The sequence below is a fragment of the Vibrio inusitatus genome (genome assembly GCA_024346935.1).
Lineage (GTDB): Bacteria > Pseudomonadota > Gammaproteobacteria > Enterobacterales > Vibrionaceae > Vibrio > Vibrio inusitatus.
In genome coordinates, this window is sequence record AP024878.1 from 2,200,804 (window position 1) to 2,224,811 (window position 24,008).

General features: G+C 40.8%; 21 protein-coding genes. 4 read left to right on the top strand and 17 right to left on the bottom strand.

Annotation, left to right across the window (positions count from 1 at the left end):
- Window positions 1-8 precede the first annotated feature (8 nt).
- The 8 genes from OCU48_RS10155 to OCU48_RS10190 all read right to left on the bottom strand — a co-directional run bounded on the left by OCU48_RS10155 (window position 9) and on the right by OCU48_RS10190 (window position 11,941).
- Window positions 9-1,157 carry a restriction endonuclease subunit S gene (locus tag OCU48_RS10155; RefSeq protein ID WP_141345481.1) on the bottom strand — a complete coding sequence of 383 codons (1,149 nt, stop codon included), beginning with the start codon at window positions 1,155-1,157 and terminating at the stop codon, window positions 9-11.
- On the bottom strand, window positions 1,157-2,794 hold the full coding sequence (locus OCU48_RS10160) for a class I SAM-dependent DNA methyltransferase (protein WP_141345480.1): 1,638 nt from the start codon (window positions 2,792-2,794) through the stop codon (window positions 1,157-1,159). Before OCU48_RS10160 ends, OCU48_RS10155 begins: the two co-directional genes overlap by 1 nt.
- Window positions 2,795-2,860: 66 nt before the next feature.
- Window positions 2,861-4,135, bottom strand: a complete 1,275-nt coding sequence (locus OCU48_RS10165) for an N-6 DNA methylase (protein ID WP_141345479.1) — start codon at window positions 4,133-4,135, stop codon at window positions 2,861-2,863.
- On the bottom strand, window positions 4,135-4,731 hold the full coding sequence (locus tag OCU48_RS10170; protein ID WP_141345478.1) for a restriction endonuclease subunit S: 597 nt from the start codon (window positions 4,729-4,731) through the stop codon (window positions 4,135-4,137). Before OCU48_RS10170 ends, OCU48_RS10165 begins: the two co-directional genes overlap by 1 nt.
- 386 nt (window positions 4,732-5,117) lie before the next feature.
- Window positions 5,118-5,669 carry a hypothetical protein gene (locus tag OCU48_RS10175; protein WP_141345477.1) on the bottom strand — a complete coding sequence of 184 codons (552 nt, stop codon included), beginning with the start codon at window positions 5,667-5,669 and terminating at the stop codon, window positions 5,118-5,120.
- Window positions 5,662-8,451 carry a hypothetical protein gene (locus OCU48_RS10180; protein WP_141345476.1) on the bottom strand — a complete coding sequence of 930 codons (2,790 nt, stop codon included), beginning with the start codon at window positions 8,449-8,451 and terminating at the stop codon, window positions 5,662-5,664. Before OCU48_RS10180 ends, OCU48_RS10175 begins: the two co-directional genes overlap by 8 nt.
- Before the next feature lie 12 nt (window positions 8,452-8,463).
- The gene (locus OCU48_RS10185) at window positions 8,464-10,728 is read right to left on the bottom strand and encodes a hypothetical protein (RefSeq protein ID WP_141345475.1); all 2,265 of its coding nucleotides are present in this window, start codon (window positions 10,726-10,728) and stop codon (window positions 8,464-8,466) included.
- Entirely contained in the window at window positions 10,721-11,941 is a 1,221-nt protein-coding gene (locus OCU48_RS10190) for a site-specific integrase (RefSeq protein WP_141345474.1), read from the bottom strand. Before OCU48_RS10190 ends, OCU48_RS10185 begins: the two co-directional genes overlap by 8 nt.
- Window positions 11,942-12,251: 310 nt before the next feature.
- On the opposite strand from OCU48_RS10190, the gene OCU48_RS10195 reads away from it, so the two are divergent.
- Window positions 12,252-13,508: a uracil-xanthine permease family protein gene (locus OCU48_RS10195; protein ID WP_141345473.1), complete on the top strand. Its 1,257-nt coding sequence runs from the start codon at window positions 12,252-12,254 to the stop codon at window positions 13,506-13,508.
- Window positions 13,509-13,571: 63 nt separating this feature from the next.
- Here OCU48_RS10195 and nqrM read toward each other — a convergent pair whose 3' ends face one another.
- The 9 genes from nqrM to OCU48_RS10240 all read right to left on the bottom strand — a co-directional run bounded on the left by nqrM (window position 13,572) and on the right by OCU48_RS10240 (window position 21,416).
- Window positions 13,572-13,805 carry a (Na+)-NQR maturation NqrM gene (gene nqrM, locus OCU48_RS10200; RefSeq protein ID WP_017029139.1) on the bottom strand — a complete coding sequence of 78 codons (234 nt, stop codon included), beginning with the start codon at window positions 13,803-13,805 and terminating at the stop codon, window positions 13,572-13,574.
- 9 nt (window positions 13,806-13,814) lie between these two features.
- Window positions 13,815-14,849, bottom strand: a complete 1,035-nt coding sequence (locus OCU48_RS10205; RefSeq protein ID WP_141345472.1) for an FAD:protein FMN transferase — start codon at window positions 14,847-14,849, stop codon at window positions 13,815-13,817.
- Window positions 14,850-14,948: 99 nt separating this feature from the next.
- On the bottom strand, window positions 14,949-16,175 hold the full coding sequence (gene nqrF, locus OCU48_RS10210) for an NADH:ubiquinone reductase (Na(+)-transporting) subunit F (RefSeq protein WP_141345471.1): 1,227 nt from the start codon (window positions 16,173-16,175) through the stop codon (window positions 14,949-14,951).
- Between the two features lie 23 nt (window positions 16,176-16,198).
- Window positions 16,199-16,795, bottom strand: coding sequence for an NADH:ubiquinone reductase (Na(+)-transporting) subunit E (gene nqrE, locus OCU48_RS10215; RefSeq protein WP_141345470.1), 597 nt, complete (start codon window positions 16,793-16,795; stop codon window positions 16,199-16,201).
- 7 nt (window positions 16,796-16,802) lie between these two features.
- Window positions 16,803-17,435, bottom strand: a complete 633-nt coding sequence (locus OCU48_RS10220) for an NADH:ubiquinone reductase (Na(+)-transporting) subunit D (RefSeq protein ID WP_141345469.1) — start codon at window positions 17,433-17,435, stop codon at window positions 16,803-16,805.
- Window positions 17,435-18,202: a Na(+)-translocating NADH-quinone reductase subunit C gene (locus OCU48_RS10225; protein ID WP_141345468.1), complete on the bottom strand. Its 768-nt coding sequence runs from the start codon at window positions 18,200-18,202 to the stop codon at window positions 17,435-17,437. Before OCU48_RS10225 ends, OCU48_RS10220 begins: the two co-directional genes overlap by 1 nt.
- Window positions 18,192-19,433 (bottom strand): NADH:ubiquinone reductase (Na(+)-transporting) subunit B, encoded by a 1,242-nt coding sequence (locus OCU48_RS10230; RefSeq protein ID WP_141345467.1) that lies wholly within the window; start codon window positions 19,431-19,433, stop codon window positions 18,192-18,194. Before OCU48_RS10230 ends, OCU48_RS10225 begins: the two co-directional genes overlap by 11 nt.
- A 3-nt stretch (window positions 19,434-19,436) precedes the next feature.
- The gene (locus OCU48_RS10235) at window positions 19,437-20,777 is read right to left on the bottom strand and encodes a Na(+)-translocating NADH-quinone reductase subunit A (protein ID WP_141345466.1); all 1,341 of its coding nucleotides are present in this window, start codon (window positions 20,775-20,777) and stop codon (window positions 19,437-19,439) included.
- Between the two features lie 336 nt (window positions 20,778-21,113).
- On the bottom strand, window positions 21,114-21,416 hold the full coding sequence (locus OCU48_RS10240) for a BolA/IbaG family iron-sulfur metabolism protein (protein WP_141345465.1): 303 nt from the start codon (window positions 21,414-21,416) through the stop codon (window positions 21,114-21,116).
- 204 nt (window positions 21,417-21,620) lie between these two features.
- Between OCU48_RS10240 and OCU48_RS10245 the strand changes: the two genes are divergently transcribed.
- From OCU48_RS10245 to OCU48_RS10255, 3 genes are all read left to right on the top strand, one after another.
- Window positions 21,621-22,772, top strand: a complete 1,152-nt coding sequence (locus OCU48_RS10245) for a methyltransferase (protein WP_141345464.1) — start codon at window positions 21,621-21,623, stop codon at window positions 22,770-22,772.
- Between the two features lie 75 nt (window positions 22,773-22,847).
- The gene (locus OCU48_RS10250) at window positions 22,848-23,423 is read left to right on the top strand and encodes a YajG family lipoprotein (RefSeq protein WP_141345463.1); all 576 of its coding nucleotides are present in this window, start codon (window positions 22,848-22,850) and stop codon (window positions 23,421-23,423) included.
- The gene (locus OCU48_RS10255; protein WP_141345462.1) at window positions 23,420-23,965 is read left to right on the top strand and encodes a peptidylprolyl isomerase; all 546 of its coding nucleotides are present in this window, start codon (window positions 23,420-23,422) and stop codon (window positions 23,963-23,965) included. Before OCU48_RS10250 ends, OCU48_RS10255 begins: the two co-directional genes overlap by 4 nt.
- Window positions 23,966-24,008: the final 43 nt, after the last annotated feature.

Genomic DNA, 24,008 nt, shown 5'->3' on the forward strand with positions numbered 1-24,008 from the left:
AATCATCCTTATAACTCTATTTGGCCTGAGATTAGCTTTGGCAATAACATATCTCGTTGCAGCTTTAAGTTCCTATTTTTAAGACTAAGGGCTCTTATTTGCTCTATTGCTGGAGTTACAACACTGTTAAAACTTTCAAGTGTTTTCAAGTCTGGTACGTATACAGCAAACTCTTGCAGAACGTCCCAACTAGCTCTCGGCATTTTACTGCCTTGCGCTGTTTGCACCGCTTGAGCAACAAACTCGTTAGAAAAGGTGACCATAGCGATTAATGAATGGTGAGTGCGCTCCTTTGGAGAAAGAACGAATGTGTCAGAAGAACAAAGACCATCAACTTGCGCAACACCAACTTTATGAAAATTTGGTCGTATCTTGCCAAACAATATATCGCCACGACTGAAAGCCAACTTGTTACTACCGATTTCAGATACTTCCTCCCAATTTGATAGCGCTATCGACTTTCTAGGGAAATGCTCTAAACCCATATATGGTGTGTTTTCAGACACTGTGCCTTTTTTTATGGTTTTCCTTTTAAACTCTACTAGTTCACCCAACGGTTTGACTTCCCACCCCTCAGGAATTAAACCTAGCGGCAAATCAACGAGCTTTGGGTTGCCATCTGCATCAAGATTATCTGCGTGGTCTGGGTAACGGAAGTTAACAAACCATTCGCGATAAAGTGATTGCGCCATGTCTTCTAAGATAGTGATACGGCGGTTGTTGTTTTCGATTAGGTCATTGTAATCATCAATCAGTTCAACAACTTTCTCTTGAACATTCAGTTCTGGAATTAAGAATTTCTGAGAATAAGCAATATCCCTGTTTAACCCTGGTACAGCAGCGTCTGAGTTTAAATCTTTAAGGTTTGAGCCTAGTAACAAATAATATAGGAACTTTAGATCTACTACTTGTGGTTCATTAACGGTTAAGAAATAACAGGTATCAATCGGAAAAAAATCACGTTTTTCGTAAAAAACGGTACCAATAGAGCCTTTTCGACCAACAATGACACCAGGTCCTTTAACTAAAGATTCATTGTGCCAACCTGTAACACCAGCCGAACTCATTACAGGAAAAGGTCCATTTATTCTTTTTGTTTTTGGAAGTGATTTTCCATAATGAAAAGTAACAATATCACCGAGTTTATATTCCTTCATTATATAGACTCCAAAACTTTAGCCACGTTGCCAGATATTAGTCCTTCTAAACCATGCGCCTCTGCATTCAACACTTCCAACTCTTCTTGAAGTGCCTCTAACTTAGCAGCAAAGTCTTCGTCATGCTCCTGTTCACCTTCAGCAACACCTACATAGCGACCAGGGTTTAAGCTATAGCCTTGTTCTATGATTTCTGCTTTAGAAGCCACCTTACATAAGCCTGCGATATCTTGGTAAGCCAGTTCACCGTTATCATTGGCAAAGAAGTCTTCTAGTTTAAACTTCCCATCGCTGCCAGCATCTGGATGCGCTTCAAGATAAGTATTATCAATATCTTGACCACGATGTAAGCGCACAATATTGGCGATAAAGTTAAGTTGCTCGCTGGTGTAATCACGCACAGCTCGGGTGACTTGACGGAAGATATGACGTGCATCGATAAACAGCACTTTGTCTTTGTTATGCGTAGGTTTGTTCTTATCTAGGAACCACAACGCACATGGCAAGGTTACGGTATAGAAGAAGTTACTTGATACCGCCACCATGACATCTACAGCATCGTCTTCAATCATCTTTTGGCGGATCTCTTGCTCTGAGCCTCGGGCATCACTAGCCGAGTTCGCCATAACAAAGCCTGCTCGACCTTTTTGATTAAGCGCGGTATAGAACATTTGAATCCAGAGGTAGTTGCCGTTGTCGTTACGCGGCATACCGTAAGGAAACCTGTGTTTATCACCTTCTAAGCGGTCTTTTTGTATTTCATTTACGTTGAATGGTGGATTCGCCATAACATAATCAAATTGACCATGTTGTTTACCATCTACAATTGGACCTTTGGCTAGCTCGAATGGGTCTTCATAGTAGGAATTACCTTCGCGGATATCGCCTTGTAAACCATGAACGGCAAGGTTTAACTTAGATAAGCGAACGGTATCGCCGGTTTTTTCTTGCCCGAATATAGACAGCTCATCAGACGCATTTTTATTATGCTTTGCCACAAAGTCGGCTGAACTGATAAACATACCGCCACTACCACAAGCTGGATCGAACACTTTGCCATGATAAGGCTCGATAATTTCCGTGATGAGCTTGACCAGTGCAGAAGGCGTGAAGAACTCGCCACCGCCTTGACCCTCGGTTTTGGCGAACTCATTGAGGAAGTACTCATAGATTCGACCAAAGATATCTGAGCCAAGGCTAAAATCGATGTCACTAAAGTTTTTCAGTAGGCTTTTTAGTATGTCATTTTCAAAGCGACTATAGGTCTTAGGCAGTGCATCTTTGATTGCTTCATTTTCAGCCTCTAGTGCTTTCATTGCATCATTAACTTTAACGCCGATGTTTGCACCTTCTGGAAGCGCTAATAGCTTGGTGTAAAGTGCCTCATCTGGTACATACATTGCGCCTTCTGCTTGGATCTTGGATTTAATGTCGCCGCTTCCACGACGACGCGAACTGGTTTGTTCTTCAATTTTACTCTTTGCCAACGTGAAACGATATTCAGCGTACTTGAGGAATATCAAGCCCAGAATTGGGCGAGAGTATTCTTGCGCCGTTAAGCCAGTGTTCGCACGCAATGAGTCAGCGGCTGACCACAAGCGTTTTTCTAGTTCTTCTATCTTTTTAAAATCTGCCATTTTCTAATTCCTTATATTTCGTTACTACAGGGTTCGCTAATCAGGGAACACAACCATGTAGCTATATTATTGATACCTAGTAAGTAATGCTGTCAGCACTTGTTGAGATTGCTCAAAGTCAGCTTGGTAGCTTTTTAGTTTTTTTAGTTCTTGCTCAATGTCTAGCTCTTCGACTTCAATCTCTTTGGCTATGTAACGCGAAATACTTAACTCGTTATTTTGCTGTCTAATTTCGGGGATGAATACCGCCTTGTAGCGTTCATCATCACCTCGCTTTCCTGCTGCTAAATCAGCGATTAATTCCGCATCTTGACTTGTTATCGTGACTTTATGTTTATCTACGGTACCTATGTCACTGGCATCGACAAAGACAACAGGAGAGCCCGCTTGTTTATTCTTATTCAGCACTAAAATTACTGGCGGGATACTGGTACCGTCTAGTATTGACGCTGGGAGCCCGATTACTGCTTCAAGTAGTTCATTTTCTAGTAAATATTCCCTGACCTTTGCATCATAACCACCTCTGAATAGAATCCCTTGAGGCAAAACAATGTATCCTTTACCTGTCTCGTTTAGGTTACTGACTGCTTGCTGAACCCATAGGCTATCACCTGAGTTAGCCGATACGGCTTTACCAACAGGAACTGAGATAAAAGGGGCCTCAACCAGCATACGTCGCTCATCCGCATTAAATTTTTGAGCCATTGGCGGCTCCATGACGACCACATCAAATTGCTTTTCTTGATCAAAGGCATGTTCCAACAACGAATCGGCATTAACCAAGCTGAAATTTTTATCCTCAAGCGTTAACAATCGGTAAGCCGTTAAATAAGTACTATGGTGTTTTTCTTCAAGGTAGAGGGCATTCGAGTTAGAGCTAGAAGCGACTCTGGCTAAACCACATGCACCATCGTATAAAGTTCTATCACTACAATCACCAACGATAGCAGAGAAGACTCTTTGCATATTCTGATTGGCTGAAGACACGTTAAATTTGCCAAGTGTCTGTGCACTCAAATCTCTTAAAGCACTAGCTAGTGAACCAAAATTAGAAATCTCAGCGATGAAAGAAACAACCTTGTTCACGACCTTTGCATCAGTTTTATAATGGTTTGGTGCTGCACAGACGTCAGCTGGATGAGTTGCTTCCAAGAGCTGACCTGCTTCTATTAACATATTCAGTTGTTTAGCATGACCGCTATTTACAATCGCTTGAAAGGACTCTGGATTCTCTTTTGCAACAAACGCAACGTAAACGATTAATTCCAATGTATGCGATGCTTCCATTGAGCCTCGGCTACTATCCATTAAGGTCCATAACTGTTTTGTTAGATTATCCATTACGCTGCCCCCTTGATAAGTTGACTAATACATGCCAAAGCAGCTTTTTTTTGTTGTTCTGCTAAATTGATTGTTGCCTGATAAGCCTGATTGCTGGCATGGAATAGTTCGGCAATTTCATGTTGCTTACCTAGCGCTGGAAACTCAACACCTAGCTTCTTAATATTTGATAGGCTTATGTTTTTTATCGTTGCACCAGTACTGGTAGCATCTAACAAGCTTTGGCCAGCAGGGGAGTTAAAGTAAGCAACAAGTACCTCGCCAAGTAACTCATTATTGTTTGGTCGAATTAGAATAAAGTTGGCTGAAGCAATAACGTTAAGTTTGGCAATATGCTCCGTGACGTAACCAGCTCTAATTGAATTACCTTTAGCAAGTAACACCACATCACCTTGTTGTAGTAAGAAGCGTTGGATCTCCTTTCCTTCTTTTAAGGTTACAGATCCAAGCTGCTCTTCAATAATCTCACCATTTGAGCTCAGAGAGTTACCCGTTAATAAGTACAAAGGTTTTTCATCTTTTTGGTTAGTTTTTTCAAACAACGCATTTGTTGCGCCTGTGGTTAGCTCATTACACAGCATTTCTATAGTTTTCATATTAAAGCCTTTTCGTTTTCACTGTACGATTTATTTCGTTAGGAGGATAATAGCTGATCAATCTCAATAAGAGCAAGTAGTTTTTGCTATTTTATTAAATCGTATTTATAGTACGATTTGTTAGGCTTAGGCGCTAAAAATGTAACTCACTGTTTTAATTGAACTTTATTGAGACTACAGCTTATCTGCAACTCTTCCGGCCCAATCGAAGATTGATTCCGTCGGAATTCCAGTCGGGTGCCCCTCTACTGATTTAGGGTGAGAAATAGTAAAAACTATTAAGCGAGGAAAGGCGGAGAGTTAGAAAGTTACAAAAATTCAGTAACGACATAGCCACTTTGAGCGTTTTTTAGTCGGTTACACCTAGTGAATGGTAGGGCATAAACTCACATTCTAAGTTTTCTTCTTAAATCAATTGGCATTTTAGAAAGCACTAAATCAAGCGTGTCCTTTACTTGCCTGCATTCCAACTCTCTAACTTTGTTACGAAGATCCTGCACTTCAAGAACCAAGTCATCTTTTTTCTTTGTCCGAACCCCTGTAGCTATAAGTCTGGATTTTTGCTTTTTTTGCTCTCTCTGGTATCTTTCAAGAAGCTCTTTATTCACCATATCAAAAAACTGCAATACATCTTTACTGAACGTTGAACTTCTAAATATACTTTGAGCAGATACACCGACAGCGAGCGCCACCTCAGACTTCTTCATCCGATAGAGACTTTTGGGTGTTTTTCCGTCGGCGACCTTCCCGAAATTGGCTATTTGAAGTTCTTTCGTTACTTTAAGCTTCAATATCGCTTTCCATACACGGTGTGTTGTATGATCCTCATTTTTAATCCAAGATGGCTGACTTACTTGCTGATGATGCTTATCGTCTTTACTTTTTACGTCTAAGCTATTAAGGAAATCATCTGACATCAATGTATCTAACTCAGTCATGTAACCCATCCTCCGCATACAGTTTTGTCTCAATGCTTTCAATTGCCTTGCGAATCCAATATAGCATCTTGTCAACTTTTTCAGCATTGGAGTCTAAACGCATTTCCTTTACTCTTCTTTCAGAAGAACGTAACGTTGGCAAATGGTGCTGCACCATAAAACCCATAATATCTTCATGTAGGGACTCTTTAAGGAACGGTTGAATCACTTCCCATATCCCTCTCAGATTGCCCTCGGTAATAAGAGCGTTTGTACAATCTAGGCAAAATGCTAACTTAGCATTATGAGGATTTATATCTCCAAATTCAGCGCACTTAGCTCTAGCTTCTGCCCCCTCTCTGGGGATACAAGTTGCGTACTGTGCTGAGTTTACGGAAATAACTCGGCTAGTAATTTGCTCTCTAAGAGCCCTTAGCTCACTGGGTGAGACAACTTGCGTTATATTGACCGACTTGCCGACAAACCGGGCAAACCCGCCCAAGTAATTACGCCCGATAGCTTTATGTTCAATTAATAATGTATCAATAATCGAGTTTAATACTTTAGGCCGAGCAACGCTGATCAAACTCTTCGCCTCTTTATCTCTAAGGTAAGCCATGAAAAAAGAATTATCCATATGACAGAATTGATGGCGCACTGCTGCACCTACGTCCCCTTGATAACGCATAAGTACTGCTTCCGCCCAAATATGGCGAAACGCGTGCGGAGTCGGATAACTTACGCTACGAAGTAGCTCCGTTGAGATACTCTTCATTGCCCTTCTGTCTATTCGGCTATTGCTACTGCTCAACCAAACTTTAGTCTCTTCTGATAGGTATTTTTCAACTACCTTTTTGTGTTCTAGATTCGAAATATCTTCGGTCTGCTGATATTCAATTAAAGAATTTTTGAAACGCTCAAGTGGTCTTGCTCCTGCGACATATGTACAGTTCAGTATGACTAACCCTTCTCTAAGCTCTTTGCTACTCTCTAACAAGTGTTTGCCGCGGGCACTTGAAAGATCATACTGCTGAATCAGTTCCGTAAACCTTTGCTTGTTGGAGAGAGACAACTCGATATTTTCTTTCATTGATAACCGTTCAAGCTCCAAAACATCGTTAAATGGCTTATATCGTTGAACAAATCTGAACCAGTTACTCTTTACTCGCTTTTCAAGATATACACCTGATTGATTGGACGTAGGCTGATTTTTTATTGACCCAGATGACTTATACAAACAAGGTCCACCCTCAGGCGGTTGAAAAAGTTCATTCAGTTCTAAAGCAACTTGGTAGCACTGAGATGTGATTTCTCGATCCAATTTTGATGTCCCATTGGTCTTAGGAACAACCCACTTCAATTTAAATCGAAAAGGGACGTGCGAGTTATCTAAAATATCTAAGTTAGGCTCTACATGTATAGCCGAAAGAGGAAATCCATATTCACTTTTTCTGTACCCAAGCCACCCCACCATCAAGCAAGTCATTGCATCCGTCACACGATCGAGTGTAAATATAAAATCCACTATCCCTCTAACTCTAGAGTCCCCCACCAAGTCTACACACCAAACGTGAAGAGAATTAAAAAAAGCCACTTCATCAAGACGTTGCTTATCAATAAACTTACGCATTAACTCATAAATATCGTCAATTGTTATTTTATTCAAATTGTGGCTGTCTACAGTAGTTCTACTCAAAGAACATAAGTAGTCTATCCAAATGTCTTTTGGATGTTTGCTTGCATTAAAAGGAAAGTATTTTTGGAGCATGAGTAAACGTACCACTTCAACTGCATCAAAGCGTGACTCCAAACCAAGTTCCCTAACTACCATGAGGATATTCTTTTCTCTAACAGACATGATCTTTTCAAAATTTTTCTGGTACTCATTGAAAAGTACTAATTTAGTCGCATAGTGCAGTTCATCTGAGTTAAGGCCAGTAGTATTGGATTTTTTGTTAAATTGGTAAGTACCGCGAATAGTGTCTAATATAATGAGTCTCCATATATTCACACTACCGGAATTTTGGTTTTCTCCCTCATTTACACCAATATTATTATATACTGCCGATATTGAGCGCTGGCATATAAGTGTGTAAAAGTAGTTATCCTCATAACACCCTCGCAAATAGTCCATATAATACTGACCTATTTCCAAGGTCAAAAAATTTAAACTACCACCTTTCTTGTACTCTGATAGAGTTATTCCCATCAAGGATTTACAATTATTATTCAAGGCCGATTGGAACATTTTTCTTGTTAATTTATCATCAACAAATCCTGATACGCCTATCGCTTGTAGGGCATCGCGCTGTTCAATTAAGTTACAAAAACCATATGTCGAATGATAAGCTGGAGCACTCAAACGAGTGGACATTCCTTCACGATAGAACCTATTTGTTAGAAAATTCAAATGAAAACTTTCAACATTCTTCGAATCAAGTAAATTACAGTTTTGAAGTTTTAAAAAACCGACTAAATCGATACTAAACTGATATACAACACGTGCCAAATCTGTCTTTTTCTCATCAACAGCGCAAAGCACAGAGAGCTTCACATATTCAGCCATTGATAGTGAATAACAAACGTCACCAATATTCAATCTCGCAGGTCTACCTAAATTTAAATGTGGCATTTCGAATACTGAAAAATCTAACTCAGTCTTACCACCATTACTTTTCCGAAAATATAACTTTTCAGAATAGATATCTCCGTATTCACTTAGAAAGCTTTCATGGGCAAGTAACTTAGTATTTTGCGTTTCCCAGAAAATATCTAATTGGTCATTTTTAAAACTTGTCAACATAGGATTTCCTTACTAGAGTGAATGAAAAACACTTATAGTCACTCCATTAACTCTCGTAGTATTATAGAGTTTTTCTCCATCTCTTATTGATTTCTTGCTAAGTTTAGGCAGTACTTTCTCTATCCACTCTACATATGGGAATACAGTTAAGTAGAGATAATCAGGGTTACTGCATAACAACTTCTTGTAATTTTTTTTAAATTCATTAAGATAATTGAGCATTTTGAATACGGTAGTCTTACTATCTAGTACATAAATCGGTAGTAAGTTTTCTTCTCTAAGATTAGAGAATGATAAAATTCCAACTTCATTTACTACCCCCTTACTCTGTTCAGTCACTACCTTTAATCTGGATAGCATATCTTCCGATTTATAAGATATAGAATCTGTAACATTAGCAAATTCATTATTGAAGATGGCCTTTTTAGTCTCAAAATCATTTTTACTTCTTTTAAGTTCCTTGCCATATAGTTCGGACTCGTTTGACTCATTGAAGTCTAGATCAAATACGTTATTAATTAGATCTATCATGATACTTCGAGTGATACGACCTGAAGAATTAATAAACTCTTCATTGTCCTGGGTTAGATAATGGAGCTTTTCTGTCTTATTAGAATGTGAATTACGATTGATAAGGTAGTGTAAAGTGTAAGGGTCAGCATATGCATGAACAGCTGAATTTTTTATAGATTGCAATCCAAACAAATGGTTATTGGAAGTCTTATCTTGATGAGGTTTTAATGCCTCAAGCACTTTGGGAATAATTATTGGACTTTTACCATTTTGTAAATGTGAGGTCGCTAGGTGATTACTTATATGAGGCAGTTTAAAGACAACAATTAAACTCCCAAAGATACTAGCTATCCCATTAAGAATAACTGGTGCTCCCCCTTTAAAAGCAGACACTTTCTTATTTTTATGCTGTTCCAAGTAAATAAGCAGTGCTTTGCCTTCTACTTTTTTTGTTGATAAAGTCTGAGTAATATGAATTGCATTTGAACGACCTTTAAAGTACTCGCATTCTATATGCCCTACCCGTCCCCCGATTACTAATCTTCGAAATGAATTCCACGATAGTTTCGTAATATCAGAAGGCTGAACTGTAAGACTTGCCATTAACCAGCTGAACATTAATTTTTCCAACTCTGTAATCGGCATTACTTTATCGGCACCTAATAGGCGAGATAAAACATTCATAGAAAGCAAATTGCCATTATAACAACTCTTAATATTACGCTCTGCTATAGAAGCTGAAAATTTGCTTTCATCATTTATATATTTATTATGAAATATCTCATTAAAAACTTCATTAGAAATAAGTGCAGGCCTAATTTTTTCGAAATTGGTCACATTGGTGACATTTGACAGTATTAACAACTCTAGTGCGTTTCTTAATTCTAAAGGTTTTTCATCTAAAGCATGAAAGCTTTCTATCAAACGATAGATTAGTTTTCCTATATGCACTTTCTTACCAGAGGTTGTTAGGCTCCGGTCGTCCATAAATTGAAAATCACTAGCTGTGAATCCGCTCACAACCAAAAATCGTTGTAACGCAACTTTAGACTCAAATAGTTTGATAATAATTGTAGAGGCCGTCCACTTTAGTGAGTTGACCGTCAACTTAGCTGATGCTAGCGTCAGATAAAGTTGATTACCAACTCCTACATCATCTCGTCTCAGCCAGTCAAGCGCTCCAAAGTAACTAGCTAATGAAATTTGCTTTGTATTTAGATTGGGGCTAACTGACGTACCTTTTAGCTTCCTAAAGAGTTCTGCCTCATCAGTTGTCAAGGTAAGCCGAAATTCGTCAAATTCGTAAGCATAGGACAGTATTGGCATCAACTTACTTAAAACACTATGCCCGCCGTGGTTCCCCAATAAATCAAAATGATATTTTTCATACTCTTTAAGTACATTGAACCTATTAAATATTCTTGCTTCATTCAACCAAGCAACAAAACGTACAGCATACCGCTCAACAGTAACTTTTGCTGATTTCGGCGCAAACTCACTAACATATGCGTAGTTATATGCGGCAACTACCACACGATATAAAAAAGCCTTCGTTGGATCATTTATGTCCACAAAGACCAATTTACGTTCTTTGAGCCGAGTACCAGGAATTTCTTGAAGCACGATAGAAGTCGAATTGAGTGGATATGGAGATGCTAGGAGTGTTTGGCGAGTTTGAAGATCGCTTAAGATTTTCTCTTCTAATAGCTCAGAGTCAAAGGTTCCTCTATTTTCATGATCTTTTGAGATACCTTTACTAGCCATAAGCGACATCCTTCAGTATATGCTCTCGATAACCACACGAATGAATATAACGCTTCGTCGTTTCATTCGCATACATTCCATCAACTTTATGACCTAGTCTTCTCGCCGTTTCTATATATACTGCTGATGTTGTAGTTATACTTTCATAACTCTTATTTTGCCCTTCACATAGGTTGTAAAAAATATCAGTACCAAAAGAGTGTCTTAAATGGTGATATACATTTTCTTCTGTAATATTTTGCATTTCAGAGTATAAATAATCCCCAGAATTTATTTTTTCCATTACTTTCCTTGTCACTGAAAGAAAGGTATTTGACCCAAAAGATCTATCTATGCATTGCCCCTTCGTCTTTCCTGAACTTGCTATCAATAAGTGATTTGAGTTAGACTTAGGTCTTTCCAAGTCATAATATTGTTTCATTTTTTGTAGTAACTCCTGAGGAATATATAATATTCTACTCCGCCCATACTTTGTATATAAAGATGGTAAGTGGTATTTAAATTCTTTCTGACTATGATTTGACTCTAGCTGTTCAAATAAACTTAGTATTCCATTGTGATTAATTTGATTAGCTTTAAAATCATTTAGTAAAAAACCTCTGTTTTCCATAGTGCGGCATCCCAATTCACCACCGTTTCTAAGAACAATTTCCTGTAATAGAGTATTTGTGTTCCGATAAATTATTTCACGAGTTTGAGGTAATAAGTAGTTTATAACTAAAGAACTCTTATTATTATTTCTTGCGGCTGCACGGAATGCTGTTTTCACCCCAATATATTTATATTTATTTCCAAAAAAAAGACTTAACCAATTATAATAAGAAGTAATCGAGTTAACGGCCTGATTTACAACTGCTTCACTTTTTGAACATTCACCGATTAAAAATTCATTTACATATTCGTTAATTATTAAATCTGGTAATGCTGTATGCGTATAGACATTAACATGATCAATGCTATTGTAATTATTAACCCACTCTAAAAATCGCCCTAAGTTATTACATATTTTATAACTCGCATCAGGCCCTATTTCTTTTTCTATCAAGTTGAAATTTATTTTATTGGACGTTTCATCTTGATAGGAATTTGAGTCTACTCTAAAATTATGAACTTGTGTATATCGAGCAAAAAGACACGGTAATATTATTGGATTAAGGTCATCATCCAAATAGACATAGTGTCTATTCAGTTTTTTATCATTATATCTATACATACACTTCTTACCAATTAGCCAACGCCTTTTGTTTCAGTTTAGTAGAGTTCAGATTTCTTACATAAATTTCTTGGTGATTACACTCTAGAGTTAAAAAGCAATCCATATCAATATGGATGATCTTTCGTTGTGGTACGTCATTAGAATACTGTTCAGGCATACAGTGCATATTAACCCACTCTCTACCCTGTTCAATAACTTTTTACTTACCGTATCGGCTCAATCAATTAAAAATTGATCTAATAAACATCACATTCAATAGGTAGATGCTAGTATTTGTCGATTTTCCAAAAAATGGAGAAAGAGAATCATGACTTCTATTTTACAGGGTATGCAGATGCTATTCGTTGCGTTTGGTGCTCTTGTTCTTGTTCCTTTATTAACGGGACTAGACCCGAACGTGGCACTGTTTGGTGCCGGTGTCGGTACCCTTCTGTTCCAGTTAATCACTAAGCGCTCGGTGCCTATCTTTTTAGCGTCCTCTTTTGCCTTTATTGCACCGATACTCTACGGAGTTCAAACTTGGGGCATTCCCGCTACCATGGGCGGACTAATGGCTGCAGGTATTGTGTATATCGCACTAGGTGGCCTGATTCGTGTCCGAGGTGTAGCTATTATTCATAGGTTGTTACCACCCGTTGTTGTAGGGCCGGTAATCATGGTTATTGGACTAGGCCTTGCTCCTGTTGCAGTTAATATGGCTCTTGGTAAGACAGGTGACGGAGCTATTCAATTGGTGGATGGGCAAGTTGCTTTATGGATTTCCCTAGCTTCGCTACTAACTACCATAATCATCAGTGTATTTGCGAAAGGCTTTTTAAAACTGCTGCCTATCTTCGGTGGTATTGCCGTAGGTTATACTTTGAGTCTATTTGCGGGAATTGTCGATTTTAGCCCTGTAACTAATGCCGCATGGTTTGCCCTACCTAACTTCGTTGCCCCTGAGTTCAACATCAATGCCATTCTATTTATGATTCCGGTGGCTATTGCCCCAGCTGTAGAGCACGTTGGTGATATGCTAGCGATCTCTAATGTGACAGGTAAAGACTACCTGAAGAAACCTGGGTTACACCGCACCATGGCGGGTGACGGCGTTGCAACAATGGCAGCGAGCATGATGGGTGCACCACCAAACACAACCTATAGTGAAGTGACTGGTGCGGTCATGTTAACCAAGTCTTACAATCCAAAAATCATGACCTATGCTGCTGTCACCGCTATTATTCTTGCGCTAGTCGGTAAATTGGGCGGCATATTGCAAACCATACCAGTACCTGTAATGGGCGGTATTATGATGCTACTGTTTGGCTCTATTGCTACTGTGGGCCTAAATACCCTCATCCAAAACCGTGTCGATTTACATAACTCACGCAACCTTGTGATCGTCGGTGTAACACTGGTATTTGGTATTGGCGGTATGGCATTTGGTGTAGGTGAGTTCAGTCTACAAGGTATCAGTCTTTGCGGTATTGTCGCGATTCTTCTGAACCTAGTTTTACCAAGAGATCTTGGTGAATCACATGTCGTGGATAGCGCTCAGATGGAAGAGAATCCAGAGCAAAAATAATCCCTATTGTTGAAAACAAAAATGCCAAGCTTTCGCTTGGCATTTTTTGTTGCTCAAATACGATTACGCAATACGATCTTTTTCCCAAGATGCAACTTTCTCAGCTCTTGCCGCCGCTTTCGCTTCTCTGCGTTTACGAGCATCACAAGGCTCAGGACAACTGCATACTTTATCGATGCCCATCGCGTCTAGGCCGCCACAGCTACCCTTCACTACCTTCTTCTGGATAATATAGCCTACGGACATCAAAGTAATGAAGCCTAGGAAAATTCCAAATGTGACTAAGAACGTTGTCATTGCTCTATCCTATTTATTCAAATATTTAGCAAAGGCTTTTGAGTATACCTCTTTAAAACCATCTTCAGTTTTTACGATCATAAAGATCGCTAGATCATTGTCGTTCGCAACCTGAAGGCCTCTTTCTTCTCCCATCACCATCAGGCCGGTCGCTAAACCGTCAGCCGTCATACATGATGGATGAATCGCTGTCACAGAGACTACCTTGTGTGCGATCGGTTTGCCAGTTTTTGGGTTAATTATGTGCGAATAACGCACACCATCACGCTCAAAGTAATTACGATAATCACCCGATGTTGCCATCGCCATATCGCCAGGTTGAACGATTAGCTCCACTTCACGAGCATCTACAGTAGGCTTTTCAATAGCTATACGCCAAGGGATGCCCTCACTGTTATTGCCCTTTAATCTGAGCTCACCACCGACTTCAACTAAAAAGCGATGAACGCCCTGAGACTCTAGGTAGTCCGCAATAACATCAACACCCCAGCCCTTGGCTATGGTTGAAAGATCAACATACAGATTAGGGATATCCTTTGATAAGCCTTTATCTGAAACAGAAAGGTGTTTAATACCTACCATTTTACGTCTTGAAGTCAACTCTTCGTCAGTTGGTACTTTATCAGGACGAGCTTCAGGTCCAAATCCCCAAAGGTTCACTAAAGGACCTACCGTTACATCAAGAGCGCCTTCGGTTAGTTCACTTAAGCGAATAGCTTCGTTAACTACAATTTCTGTTTCTTTTGATACAGGAAACGGTTCTGAAGTTTGCAATTGATTAAATTGACTTAGCTCTGATTCTGGACGGTATGTCGACATCTGATCGTTAACTTGCTCTAGCAAGATATCAATCTGCTTTTGCATTTCTTCAGGCTCTGGTGCCTTGTCATCGGCAATATACTTTATGTGATAGGTAGTCCCCATCGTCTTGCCACTCAATGCTACTTGCTTTGGTGCCTGATCACAGCCTGTTAGCGCAACTATTGAAACCAACAGCGCAACTAACCACTTCGAACTTTGAATAAGATGACCTACAGCTTTCATCTTGATCTCCATAAACAATTTAGGATTGTATTAATCCTTTCCAATACAAAACAAAATGGCTGACTCAAAGAGCCAGCCATTGTTTTATTCGATTACGGTTTAACCACCGAAGTCATCGAGTAGGATATTCTCATCCTCTACACCTAGGTCTTTAAGCATGCCGATTACAGCTGCGTTCATCATAGGTGGACCACACATGTAGTACTCACAATCTTCAGGCGCTTCATGGTCTTTCAGATAGTTTTCGTACAGAACATTATGGATAAAGCCAGTGTAACCGTCCCAGTTGTCCTCTGGAAGAGGATCAGACAACGCACAATGCCAAACAAAGTTCTCGTTTTCGGCTGCTAGGTTATCGAAGTCTTCAATGTAGAACATCTCACGCTTCGAGCGAGCGCCATACCAGAACGTCATCTTACGCTTAGATTTCAAACGCAGTAGCTGATCAAAGATATGTGAACGCATTGGTGCCATACCTGCACCACCACCAACAAATACCATCTCGTTGTCTGTATCTTTAGCGAAGAACTCACCAAATGGACCAGAGATAGTACACTTGTCACCTGCTTTTAGTGACCAGATGTAAGAAGACATGATACCTGGTGGTACATCAGGATTGTTAGGCGGCGGCGTTGCAACACGCACGTTCAGCTTAATCAAACCTTCTTCTTCAGGGTAAGAAGCCATTGAGTATGCACGGATCGATGGTTCATTAACCACTGATTCATAGCGGAACAAGTTAAACTTATCCCAATCTTCACGATACTCTTCTGGGATATCAAAGTCCGCATACTTAATATGATGTGGTTCAGCTTCAATCTGAATGTAACCACCTGCGCGGAAAGGTACTTCCTCGCCATCAGGGATTTGAAGCACAAGCTCTTTGATGAAGGTTGCTTCGTTGTCATTAGAAAGAACAGTACATTCCCACTTTTTAACACCAAAGATCTCTTCAGGAAGCTCGATAGCCATATCCGATTTTACTGCTACCTGACACGCTAGACGTTCGCCTTCACGTGCTTCACCTTTGCTAATGTGGTCAAGCTCTGTCGGTAGAATATCACCACCGCCAGATTTCACTTTTACGCGACACTGGCCACAAGAGCCACCGCCACCACAAGCCGACGATACAAAAATACCGTTGCCAGCAAGAGCGCCAAGCAGTTTATCACCAGGAGAAACCGTAAAGCCTTTCTCTGGGTCACCATTTACTAAAATGTTGACGTCACCCGTTGGTACTAGCTTAGATTTAGCGAATAAGATCACTAGCACTAGAGCCAATACAATCAGAGTAAACATCACTACGCCAAGAACGATAGTATTCATTGACTAATCCTTATAATTTACTCTTACAGTTGAACACCGGAGAAAGACATAAAGCCTAACGCCATCAAGCCTACAGTGATGAAGGTGATACCAAGGCCGCGTAGACCTGGAGGCACATCTGAATACTTCATCTTCTCACGCAGACCAGCAAGAGCAACGATGGCTAACATCCAACCTATGCCAGAGCCAAAGCCGTATACTACTGATTCAGCGAAGTTATAGTCTCGCGTTACCATGAAAGATACGCCACCAAAAATGGCACAGTTCACCGTAATGAGCGGCAGGAAAATACCTAGCGCGTTATACAAAGGCGGGAAAAAGCGATCCAACACCATTTCCAGGATTTGTACTAGGGCCGCAATAACACCGATAAAGGTAATGAAGTTAAGGAAACTTAAATCCACACCCGAGACTAATGCGTTTTCTTTCAAAACCAGAGTGTAAAGCAGGTTGTTCACAGGAACTGCAATGGTCAATACCACCACTACTGCTACGCCAAGACCGAAAGAGGTTTTTACCTTCTTAGAAACAGCAAGGAATGTACACATGCCGAGGAAGAAGGATAATGCTAAGTTTTCGATGAAAATCGATTTAACCAGCAAGCTAATATAATGTTCCATCGTGCTATTACTCCTTCGCTTCTACTTGTTCAGGCTTGAAGATACGGATTGCCCAAATCATAAAGCCAATCAAGAAGAATGCAGACGGCGCAAGTAGGAACATACCGTTAGGTTGATACCAACCACCGTCAGACACTAGAGGAAGTACTTCCATACCGAACAATTTACCAGAACCGATAAGCTCACGGAAAAATGCAACGGTAATCAGTACAAAACCATACCCTAAACCATTACCAATACCATCAAGTAACGATGGTATTGGTGCAGATTTCATAGCGTATGCTTCTGCACGACCCATTACGATACAGTTAGTAATGATCAAGCCAACAAATACCGATAACTGCTTAGAGATATCGTAAAGGTAAGCTTTAAGGATTTGGTCTACCACGATTACCAGCGATGCGATAATTGCCATCTGAACAATGATACGCACACTGTTTGGAATGTGATTACGGATAACAGACACGAAGAAGTTAGACAAAGCAGTTACAAAAATTACTGCTAATGTCATAACAAATGCTGTTTCAAGCTTGGTGGTTACCGCAAGCGCAGAACATACACCAAGAACCTGTAAAGCAATTGGGTTGTTATCTAAAACAGGAGCCCAAAGGTTTTGCTTCGCTTCTTTAGATATAGCCATTAGTTCAGCTCTCCTTCGCGTACTTTAGCAAGGAATGGTCCAAAGCCCATGTCGCCTAACCAGAAATCAAAAGTATGTTGTACGCCGTTACCCGTCAGAGTTGCACCAGAAAGTCCATCAACACCATGAATATCACCGGCTGTTGCACCACCTTTAACAATCTTCAGCGCAGGCTTAAAGTTGTCGTCAAACAGTTTCTTACCTTCGAACTGAGCTACCCAATTAGGATTTTCTATTTCGCCACCTAATCCAGGAGTCTCACCTTGCTCGTAATAAGTAATGCCAGAAACCGTGTTGCCGTCCATCTCAACCGCTACAAAAGCGTACATCATTGACCACAGACCGTTACCGTGCACAGGAAGGATAACCTTAGAATAGCTGTCTCCGTCCTTGACAAGATATACCGTACCGACGTTTGCACGACGAATAATCTTAGCTTTATCATCATCTGCGGTTAAGCGGATTGATTCAGCTGGATCTTTAGACGCTTTGCGTTGGTCATATGCGCCAGCATCACCTTCAACGAACTCACCCGTTTTAAAGTCAACTAGACGAGGTTCAATGAAATCACCAAACAACTCTTGGATAGTTCCTTGCTCAGAGATTTTTGCGACTTCTACAATTTTTGTTTGCTTATCCAGTACCGCGTTAGCTTGTTGTTTATCGCGCAGGCCAACTGCCGCAGTAGAAACTACGACAGAACAGACCAAACTCAAACCAACAACGACACCTAGCGTTTTCTTAATGCTATCGTTCTTATTTGCCATAGCGTGCTAGTCTCCGCTTAATGTTCTTCTCGATAACAACATGGTCAAACAATGGTGCAAATAGGTTCGCGAATAGAATCGCCAGCATCATACCCTCGGGGTACGCTGGGTTTACGACACGAATCAACACACACATAAGACCAATTAGAATACCGTACCACCATTTACCGCTATTGGTAAAAGAGGCTGAAACAGGGTCTGTCGCCATGAAGAACATACCGAATGCAAAGCCACCTAGAACAAGGTGCCAATGCCAAGGCATACTAAACATCGCATTGGTGTCAGAACCAATTAGGTTAAATAGAGTTGCAGTTGCGATCATACCGATCATCACACCAGCGATAATGCGCCAAGATGCAATTCCCATGTAAACGATCATCAATGCACCTAGCATTAGGAACAAGGTCGAAACCTCACCTATTGAACCAGGAACGTTACCGATGAAAGCGTCCATCCAAGTGATCGTTTGGCCTGTCACGTTATGAACTAGGTTCGCGTCGCCACCTTGAGCCCATTGACTTAGTGCTGTTGCGCCAGAGAAGCCATCCGCTGCTGTCCAAACTAAATCACCAGAGATTTGAGCTGGGTACGCAAAGAATAAGAATGCACGGCCTGCAAGAGCAGGGTTCAGGAAGTTACGACCTGTTCCACCGAAGATCTCTTTCGCTACAACTACACCGAAGGTAATACCTAGTGCTGCTTGCCATAGAGGCAATGTAGGCGGAACAATCAATGCAAATAGAATGGAAGTAACGAAGAAGCCTTCATTCACTTCGTGTTTACGCACGATACAGAATAGAACTTCCCAGAAACCACCGACTATAAATACTGTCGCGTAGATAGGTAAGAAGTAGGTTGCACCGAGCAACATCTTACTACCCCATCCGGCCTCAGCACTGATGGTGCCACCGAGCATCTCAGTAAACCAGTAATGCCAGTTGCCCGCCACAATACCCGCTAGTTCAGAACCAGAGTGTAAGAAGGTCAGAGCGCTGATCGCTTGGTTACCTGTGTTGTACATGCCCCAGAACATTGCTGGGAAAACAGCAAACCACACCATGATCATGATGCGCTTAAGATCAACGCTATCACGCACGTGAGCTTTAGTCTTAGTTACCGTACCAGGAGTGTAAAATAGAGTTGCAGCTGCTTCGTAAAGCGGATACCACTTCTCCCACTTACCGTTGGCTTCAAAATGCGGTTCGATGTCTTCAATAAATTTCTTCAACATGACTTAACCTTCCTTCTCTATAGTGTCTAGGCACTCTCGAAGTAACTCACCGTATTCATATTTGCCTGAACAAACATAAGTACAAAGAGCAACATCTTCTTCTGATAGCTCTAGAACACCTAAGCGCTGTGCACTGTCTACATCACCAGCACACAAATCGCGCAGAAGCAGTGTCGGCTCGATATCCAACGGCATTACTTTCTCGTAGTTGCCGATTGGAACCATTGCACGCTCACCGCCATTTAGCGATGTAGTTAGGTTGTATAATTGGCCTTTAAAAAGGTGGCCTAGGAATGAACGAGTAATTGAGAACTTGTTCTTACCTGGCATTGCCCAGCCAAATAATTCTTTATCTCTGCCTTCACGAAGCGCAGAAACCTGTTGATGGTAACGACCAAGATAGGCATGAGGACCCGCGGCATTGGTACCCCAAAGTACAGAACCTGAAATAATGCGCACTTCTCCTGGCATCATTTCTTTATCTGCTAGTTCTGGAAGGTAAGCGCCAACAGTAGTACGAACCAACCTAGGGTTGTTTACTACAGGACCTGCCAACGCAACAACGCGATCTGAATAGATCTCACCGGTTAAGAACAACTTACCGAATGCGATCACGTCTTGGTAATTGATACCCCAAGCCACATACTCTTCACTAACAGGGTAAAGGAAGTGCATATGAGTACCCACTAGACCCGCTGGATGCGGACCAGAGAATACGTGCTCTTCGACATTGCTTTGCTCTGAACGAGGAAGTGAGCCACCATTTTTACACACAAAGACTTTACCATTGGTCAACACTGATAACAGGTCGAGGCCGGCAACAAATGCTTCAGACTGTTCGTTAATAATAACGTCAGGATTTGCCGCTAATGGGTTAGTATCGATTGCTGTAACAAAAATGGCATTAGTCGTAGAGTCGACTGCTGGTACCTTGCTGAACGGACGAGTTCTTAAAGCGGTCCATGAGCCTGAATCAATAAGCTGCTTGCGAATCACATCCGCATTTAACTTAGCCAGTTCGTTTTGCTCATATTTGTCGAAAGTGATCTGCTCATCACCAGCTATTTCGATAACAACTGATTGCAGTACACGCTTCGCACCACGGTTAACTTGTGTGACCGTACCACTTTGAGGTGCAGTAAATACTACGCCAGGATTCTTTTTGTCAGCAAATAGAACCTGTCCTTTCTTTACTACATCCCCTTCGCGAACATGCATTGTTGGACGCATGCCCACGTACTCTTCGCCAAGCAAGGCGACTTTAGAGACGGGATTACCGTCATTAATCACCTGGGTAGGAGCGCCTGAAATAGGAAGGTCCAAACCCTTTTTAATTGTAATCATACGCACTTGCACTATTTTAAGGAAAAAAGACTTTCAAAACACAAGCACACCTATAATGTGCTTGTTCATAACAGATAGGTCAGTTTTTTCTAACATATCCTTGTTAATTACCATACGAATCCGCTAAAGGGATTCCTTCCGGGCCTGCAATTCTAACATCATCAGCCCGATACATTCCATGTTGTGCGATAAGGATTAGCAATAAATTACAAATTTACGTCATTAAGCGCCATAAAACTTGATCTAAAGCACAGCGGAGACGCCTATTTTATGAATCCGAGGTCAATTTGTGAACAATCGGTAAAAATGTAACAAATAACCATTATCGACTTTTCGTTAGTGCCCCCCACCCATGCAATCTGGAGATTCAGGAATTTGCTGATTCTTCCATTCATCTTTTGTCAGGGTGTGCATAGAAAGGGCATGCACACCACCAGCAAGCTCTTCACTCAATACTTGGTTGACTAATCTGTGGCGAGCAATCAGTCGTAAATTCTCGAATCTTTCACTCACAACAACAACTTTAAAATGGCTTTCTGAGCCTTCAGGCACGTTGTGCTTATAACTCTCATTGATGACTTCTAGGTGATGCGGAGAAAAGTGATGATCCAATTTCTGCTCAATTAATTGCTGTAGCATGCTGTTTCTCTAAGTTGATACGCTTGAATATGATGTAAAAGCTTAATTTTTTCGCCAATCGATATATTTTAGTACGAATTGCTAGTGAATTTGGACTTATTCATTTTCTTCATTCTAAATCAGAACAATAAGTTAATTCGCATAAATAGGGCTAATTTGCGACAATAGACATAGTTTAATCCCACTTTTTTAACATTGATAATCATGAAAACCGAGCTTGCACTGCACGATCAACAATTTACTTTACATCGATTTCCCAAAAGGGCGAACGAGACCCTTCAAGCTTGGGATGCTGGTGATGAGTACATCATCAACCACTTTGTTGAGAACCCTCTCCGACCGGGTTCTAAAATACTTATCCTAAACGATAACTTTGGCGCACTAAGTTGTTGGTTCTCTCAAGATTATGACGTATACCTACAATCAGACTCTCTTATCAGTCAAAAGGGCGCCCTGAAGAACCTGCAACGCAATCAGTGTAATAAGGTTGAATTTCTACGTTCTATCGACACAATCCCAAACGATATTGATGCGGTTATCTTACAGATCCCTAAAAGTAATCGATTCTTAACTTGGCAATTACATCAGATAAGACAGCTTCTGCCTGAAAATACTCCAGTTGTTGCTGTAAACAAAGCGAATGCCATTCACGCTTCAACGCTAAAACTGTTCGAACAGCACCTAGGCGAAACGTCCACCTCCCTTGCTTGGAAAAAACACCGACTCGTGTTTAGCAGAAGTAATTCACAGACAATCAAAGAGGTAGACGCAAAAACCTGCTGGCTCGTGCCTGAACATGACATGCATCTGTGCAACCTTGCTAATGTCTATTCTGGGGAGAGCTTAGATTTGGGAGCTCGCTTCGTACTCGAGCACCTACCTAGCAACTTTAAATATAAGAAGATCATTGATTTAGGTTGTGGCAACGGCGTACTGTCAATCAAGTTAGGCAGGAACAACCCTGAATCAACAATTACCAGTGTCGATGAGAGCTTTATGGCTGTAGAGTCAGCACGCGCTAATGTCGAAGCCAATGTCAGTAATCCACAAAGGTTCACCTTTGTCGCGAATAACTGTCTTGATGGCTTTGAAGCTAGTAGCCATGACCTCATTGTATGTAACCCCCCTTTCCATCAGCAAAATACTGTAACCGACCATATTGCTTGGCAGATGTTCACGGATGCCCATAAAGTGCTAGAGGATGGCGGTAAACTACTAGTGATCGGTAACAGTCATCTAGGTTATCCAACCAAACTTAGCCGACTGTTTGGAGCAGATAAAGTAAAAGTAATGGCAAATAATAAAAAGTTCTCGATTGTTTCTGCTGAGAAAGCATCAAGAAAATCAATCAAATAGCGCTATTATTCTGAAGCTTGTGATAGTCTCAGAATTACTCTTTCATTTTTCACTATCTCATTAAGGGAACTATTGATGAAACACTTGCTGATTGTTGCTTTTTCAGCTCTTATTCTGAGCGGCTGTGCTAACCCGACAGATCAACAGCTAAACTTTGCTCCCGCGGCTGACAGTAACCAGGTTACGTTAAATGAACAAAAATCTTTGGCATTGAGCACAACCGATGTTAGAACGGCTCAATATCTCGCTTTAGTTAAGAAAGGTGCGGATAAAGCGCTACCGATTCACGCGAAACAAAATGCGAGAATTGCTTTCAACAATGCAATGAAGTCTCTTTTAGAATCTCAAGGGTTTGTTATTTCACTCAGCAGTGAAAATAATGTTGAAGTCGAAATTCAAGAAGCCTTAGTGCGGGTTAACTCATCAACATTTAGCAACGACATGGATGCTAAAGTCACTCTTAAGGTGACCGCTGAAACACCAAGCGGAAAATTTGTAAAGACTTATACAGGCAGTGCCAAAGCAACGAATTCTATGGGCGCTTCCAATGAACAAATTGAACTCATTCTCAATCATGTATCTAAACTAGTGTTAAATGAGATTGCGAATGACGTAGAGCTTATCGATTACATGGAGGAAAAATTTCAATGAGCCGATTTCTATTAATGATGTGCGCACTGTTTAGTGCTTCTGTTTTTGCGAATACCAAAGTGGTATTTGAAACAACTATTGGTAACTTCACCATTCAGTTGGATGAAGAAAAAGCCCCCGTAACTAGCGCGAATTTTTTACGCTATGCTGAAGATGGCAGCTACGCTGGCACGATTTTTCATCGTGTGATCCCTGGCTTCATGGCACAAGGTGGTGGCTTTGATGAAGAGATGAATCAGATTCAAACTTATGGGCCAATCAAAAATGAAGCAAACAATGGTTTAAGAAACAAGGTTGCCAGTGTTGCCATGGCACGCACCAACGACCCTGATTCAGCAACTCGTCAGTTTTTCATCAACTACTCGGATAATGCATTCTTGAACTACTCTTCTTCAAACTCAGGCTATGCCGTATTTGGTCAAGTGGTTGATGGGTATGAAGTCGTTCAAAAAATGGCCAGCGTTCCTACCAAGAGCTCTGGTTTCATGAAAGATGTTCCTTCCACGCCTATCGTTGTCACAAAAGTGACAATTCAAAAATAGAACTCATCTAGAGTTGCTCTAAGGTAAATGCAGGGTCTAAAGC